A 2,878-nucleotide genomic window follows, 5' to 3' on the forward strand; every position below is an offset into this window, starting at 1 on the left:
GAGGACGGGGGCAGCGAGGCAGAAAGAGGAATCGGAGCGGGCGTCAAGCTGGGCTTCGGCGTATCGGACCAGGTCACCATCTTCGTGCGCGGCGACTTCGCCAGCGTTTCGTACGCGAAAGAGGTGGCGGAGCTCGACGCCGATCCGTACACGCTGGCCAGCATCGACCTGGCCGGCCGTTACTCGTTCGGCGCGGGGCCCGTCCCGCTGCGGCCGTACGCTGAACTGGGCCTTTCCGGGACGGCGATCCACGACAAGCTGAACATCGAGGACGACATCTACTACGACGCCACGTACTCCGGCGCCGGCCTGCTGGTCGGCTTTGGCCTGGAGTACTTCCTCAACCGCAACGTGGCGCTGGACGCGGGTCTTCTGCTGGGGAAGGGCCGCCTTACGAACTTCGAAATCGATGGCGAACCGTTCGACCGCACGGAGGATCTCGACTATACCACGGTGCGAATGAACCTGGGCTTCGTCTTTCGCCCCTAGTTCCAGGCCGCCCACAAGCGGACGCGGGGCCGGCTGCCAGATGGCAGCCGGCCCCGGGTCCGTCCGAAGCGCGAGGGGTCAGGCCGGGACGGGCTCCGGGGCGGCCAGTGCACCCTTGAATTCGTCGAAGTCCGGCTCCGGCTGATCGGCGTACACCGGGTGGGAAAGGTACCGCTCGCCGAAGTCGCAGATCACGGACACGATCAGCTTGCCCTCCATCTCCGGCCGCGCGGCGACCTTCAGCGCCGCCCAGGTGATGGAGCCCGACGAGATGCCGGCGAAAATCGCCTCTTCGCGCGCCAGCCGCCTGGCCGTGGCAATGGCGTCGTCGTTGGTCACCTGCACGACCTCGTCGAAGATCTGCATGTCGAGATTGCCGGGGATGAAGCCGGCCCCGATCCCCTGCTGCTTGTGCGGCGACGGCTGCCCGCCGGAGATCACGGGGCTCTCGGCCGGCTCCACCACCACGATGCGCACGCCGGGCTTGCGCTCGCGCAGGTAGCGGCCGACGCCCGTCGCGGTGCCGCCGGTGCCCACGCCCGCCACGAACACGTCCACCTGCCCCTGCGTGTCTTCCCAGATCTCGGGGCCGGTGGTGCGATAATGGATGGCAGGATTCGCGGGGTTGTCGAACTGCCGCGGCGTCCATGCGCGGCCCCCCAGCTTGCCCGCGATCTCCTCCGCGCGGGCGATGGCGCCCTTCATCCCCCTGGGCCCCTCCGTCAGCACCACCTTGCAGCCCAGCGCGCGGAGCATGTTGCGGCGCTCCACCGTCATCGTCTCGGGCATGGTGAAGATGCAGCGGAAGCCGCGCGCCACCGCCGCGTACGCCACCCCGATCCCCGTGTTGCCGCTGGTGGGCTCCACCACCACCATCCCCGGCTTGAGGATGCCGCGCTCGATGGCGTCGTCGACCATGGCCGCGCCGATGCGGTCCTTGACGCTGTTGAAGGGATTGTAGCCTTCGTGCTTCACCACGATGCGGCCGGGAAGCCCCGCCGCGATGCGGTTGAGCTGGATGAGCGGGGTGCCCCCGAGCGTTTCCGTGATGTCCTGGTAGATCTTGCCGCGTGCCATGCCGTCTCCCGTGGATAGTTGGCCGCCCACCGCCGCGCGTCTGGCAACGAGCCGATGGGGCCGATACACAACGGCGCGAAGCCGGTTCCGCGCGGCTCAGACCGGCGCGAGCGGGCGGTGCGGGCCGGGCGGCGGCTCCACGCGGATGGGATCGCCCGGGCGCACCTCGCCGCCGGCGATCACGATGGCCATGATCCCCGCCTTGCGCACCAGCTCGCCGTTCTCGTCCCGGTCCAGGCACGCCGCCGTCAACCCCGATTGGAAGCGGTCCAGCTGTACGCAGGGGTTCCGCAGCCCGGTCACCTCCACCACGGCGGAATCGCCCAGGTGAAGCCGCGTGCCGGTGGAGAGTGCAAGGAGGTCGATGCCGCGCGTGGTGACGTTCTCGCCGATGTCGCCGGGCTCGACGGAAAAGCCGGCGGCGCGAAGCTCGTCGTGCAGCTCGGCGTGCACCAGGTGTACCTGCCGCAGGTTGGGCCGCGTGGGATCGGCCCGGACGCGCGAGCGGTGCTTTACGGTGACGCCCATGTGCGCGTCGCCGTCCACGCCCAGCCCCTCCAGCAGGTGGATGGAGTCCGCGTTCCGCTTGCTGAAGGTGTGCCGGGCGGAGCGGCTGACCGCGACGACGGACATGGTCACGGCGCGTCGGCGGCGCGGAAGAAGCAGGCGATTGTGTAGCGCACGCCGTGGGTAACGGGCGTGACCTCGTGCGTGGTTTCCGAGCGAAAGGCCACGAGCGTCCCGGGGTCGGCCGGGGCCTCCACGCGCAGACCGGGATGCGTGCGGTAGTGCCCGTGCAGCACCAGAGGACCGCCGCCGTATGCGCCCTGGCGCGGCTCCCCGGAGCGCTCGTTGAGGAAGATCACGGTCGATACGCGGCGGAAGCGCGACGCGTCATGCACCAGCGGGGTGTTGCCGTCCTGGTGGGGGACGAAGAAGTCACCCTCCTCGTAGCGCAGGAACTGCGGGTCCTCGCAGTCGCCCAGCGCGACGCCGAAGCGGGCCGCAAGCACGTCCTTGGCGTCCATCAGCCACTCCTTCACCCGCTCCCGCGTTTCCGGGGAGACGGCGAGCCGCGTCGTCTTGCGGACGTTCGGCTGCACCCGCCCGCCCATGTCCTGGCTGAGCACGGTGGCGGCGGTGCCCGGTATGGCGCGCAGCTCCGCGAGAAGCTCTTCACGTTCGTCGTCGAGCACGAAGCCCGGGATCTCGAGCAGGTCGATCATCCGTCGCAGGGGAGGGAGGGGAAAAAGGATCAGGCGCGGGCGATGGCGGCCGGCGGAAGCGTCAGCCCCACGACCACGTCGGAGAA

4 protein-coding genes are annotated in these 2,878 nt (G+C 69.7%); 1 reads left to right on the plus strand and 3 read right to left on the minus strand.

The window, feature by feature from the left end; all coding sequences use genetic code 11:
* Positions 1–489, plus strand: a 489-nt coding sequence (locus VIB55_RS18400) for an outer membrane beta-barrel protein (RefSeq protein ID WP_331878131.1), incomplete at its 5' end; no start/stop codon positions are given.
* A 78-nt stretch (positions 490–567) separates the two neighbouring features.
* On the opposite strand, the gene cysK is transcribed toward VIB55_RS18400, so the two are convergent.
* The 3 genes from cysK to VIB55_RS18415 all read right to left on the minus strand — a co-directional run bounded on the left by cysK (position 568) and on the right by VIB55_RS18415 (position 2,792).
* Complete coding sequence (gene cysK, locus VIB55_RS18405) at positions 568–1,566, minus strand: cysteine synthase A (RefSeq protein ID WP_331878132.1); 999 nt, start codon at positions 1,564–1,566, stop codon at positions 568–570.
* 96 nt (positions 1,567–1,662) lie between these two features.
* Positions 1,663–2,199 carry an MOSC domain-containing protein gene (locus VIB55_RS18410; protein WP_331878133.1) on the minus strand — a complete coding sequence of 179 codons (537 nt, stop codon included), beginning with the start codon at positions 2,197–2,199 and terminating at the stop codon, positions 1,663–1,665.
* A 2-nt stretch (positions 2,200–2,201) separates the two neighbouring features.
* On the minus strand, positions 2,202–2,792 hold the full coding sequence (locus VIB55_RS18415; RefSeq protein ID WP_331878134.1) for a 2OG-Fe(II) oxygenase: 591 nt from the start codon (positions 2,790–2,792) through the stop codon (positions 2,202–2,204).
* Positions 2,793–2,878: the final 86 nt, after the last annotated feature.

The sequence above is a fragment of the Longimicrobium sp. genome (assembly GCF_036554565.1).
Lineage (GTDB): Bacteria > Gemmatimonadota > Gemmatimonadetes > Longimicrobiales > Longimicrobiaceae > Longimicrobium.

What these genes read in the sequence shown, in the direction of transcription:
- cysK (WP_331878132.1), bottom strand. Translation starts at nt 1,566, where the DNA reads ATGGCACGCGGCAAGATCTACCAGGACATCACGGAAACGCTCGGGGGC.
- VIB55_RS18410 (WP_331878133.1), bottom strand. Translation starts at nt 2,199, where the DNA reads ATGTCCGTCGTCGCGGTCAGCCGCTCCGCCCGGCACACCTTCAGCAAG.
- VIB55_RS18415 (WP_331878134.1), bottom strand. Translation starts at nt 2,792, where the DNA reads ATGATCGACCTGCTCGAGATCCCGGGCTTCGTGCTCGACGACGAACGT.